Raw genomic sequence first — 1849 nt, 5'->3', positions numbered from 1 at the left:
GTGGCGATTGGTGCGTCGTTGCAGTCGGGTGTGTTGCGGGGTGAGGTGAAGGATGTCTTGTTGTTGGATGTCACTCCCCTGTCCCTCGGCATCGCGTCGGGCCGGCTGTCCGGCCAGGGCGGCATCTTCACCAAGATCATCGAGCGGAACACCACGATCCCGACCACGAAGTCGGAGGTCTTCTCCACCGCGTCCGACGGTCAGTCGTCGGTGCTGATCGAGGTGTTCCAGGGCGAGCGGGCCATGGCGGCCGACAACAAGTCGCTGGGCAACTTCGAGCTCACCGGGATCGCACCCGCACCGCGCGGCGTGCCCAAGATCGAGGTCTCCTTCGACATTGACGCGAACGGCATCGTGCATGTGTCGGCGAAGGATCTGGGGACGGGTCGTGAGCAGAAGATGACGGTGACCGGTGGGTCGGCTCTGCCCAAGGAGGACATCGACCGGATGGTCCGGGATGCGGAGCAGTATGCCGAGGAGGACCGCAAGCGCCGTGAGGCCGCGGAGCTTCGCAACCAGGCGGACTCGCTGGTGTATCAGACGGAGAAGTTCGTCGCGGACAACCCCGACAGCGTTCCGGCCGAGGTCAAGTCCGAGGTCGAGCAGGACATCGCCGCGCTGAAGAAGGCCCTGGAGGGCGAGGACAACGACGCCCTGAAGTCGGCGTTCGACAAGCTGTCGGAGTCGCGGACGAAGATCGGTTCGGCGATCTATGCCAACGCCGAGCAGTCCCAGGGTGCCCCGACCGGCGACGCCGCCGGCACCGGTGCCGCGGGCTCGGCCGGAGGCGCCGCCACCGGAGGCGGGGACGACGTCGTGGAGGGCGAGGTCGTCGACGACGACAAGCGGGACGAGCAGAAGTAGGCAGCGGTAGTCGGTGGACACCGCCCCGACCAGCGGTCGCACAGGTGAAGGTGGGCCCGTCGCCGCTGGTCGGGGCGCGTCTGGTCCGGCTCCTCGGGGACCTGTCGTCAGCCCCGTGCAAGCGCCTCGAGCGCGAACGTCGGCGGATAGTGGCCCCCCCGGTTGACCAACACAAGACGACCATGTAACTTCTACGAGTCGCCGGAGAGCGGGACGCCGAAAGGCGGCCGGAACGGCGGCCAGATCGCAGGGACATACCGGACTTCGCGCAGCTGCGCGGTGGACGTAAGATCCAGGCGAGCCGGTCACGAAGAGCCCGATTTGCCGGGCGGCGGAGAGATCGGTAAGATTCACCGGGTTGCTGAGAGCGCGGGACGCCGAGAGGTGGCCGGACCGGCGACCACCCCCAAAGGATCAGCGCAGGAGCGCTTCGGCGTTCTGAGCGGATCTTGAGGGTGCCCCGAACAGCCGAGTTGACACGGGTGGTCGGAGCAAGTAACGTAGAAGAGTTGCCCCGGAGCCGGGCTGAGAGGTCGGGTTCTGGTGTGTGTCTGATCCTTGAGAACTCAACAGCGTGCCGAAAGTCGATGCAGTGTTTTTTTGCCCCGTTGGCAAGATGCTGTGCGGACCTGATGGTTTGTGTGGTGTTTTGTCGCGGATTCCTTTGGTGACGGCAGCTCCTTTTTGGGGTTGTTGTTTGCTGGGGTGGCTTTTTGTTGGTTTTCAACGGAGAGTTTGATCCTGGCTCAGGACGAACGCTGGCGGCGTGCTTAACACATGCAAGTCGAGCGGAAAGGCCCTTCGGGGTACTCGAGCGGCGAACGGGTGAGTAACACGTGAGCAACCTGCCTTCAGCTCTGGGATAAGCCTGGGAAACTGGGTCTAATACCGGATATGACTTTTGCCCGCATGGGTGAGAGTGGAAAGATTTATTGGCTGAAGATGGGCTCGCGGCCTATCAGCTTGTTGGTGGGGTGATGGCCTA

At 63.9% G+C, this 1849-nt stretch carries 1 protein-coding gene and 1 rRNA gene; both read left to right on the top strand.

Going from position 1 to position 1849, the window contains the following annotated elements:
- The coding region (locus tag ABZV93_RS28785) for an Hsp70 family protein (RefSeq protein WP_354942093.1) at positions 1-864 on the top strand (864 nt) is incomplete at its 5' end.
- Positions 865-1587: 723 nt separating this feature from the next.
- Positions 1588-1849 (top strand): 16S ribosomal RNA (locus ABZV93_RS28780); the annotation flags it as partial.

The sequence above is a fragment of the Actinopolymorpha sp. NPDC004070 genome (assembly GCF_040610475.1).
GTDB lineage: Bacteria > Actinomycetota > Actinomycetes > Propionibacteriales > Actinopolymorphaceae > Actinopolymorpha.
The sequence above is the reverse complement of the archived record's forward strand: the minus strand, read 5'-3'. Positions and strand labels throughout refer to the sequence as shown.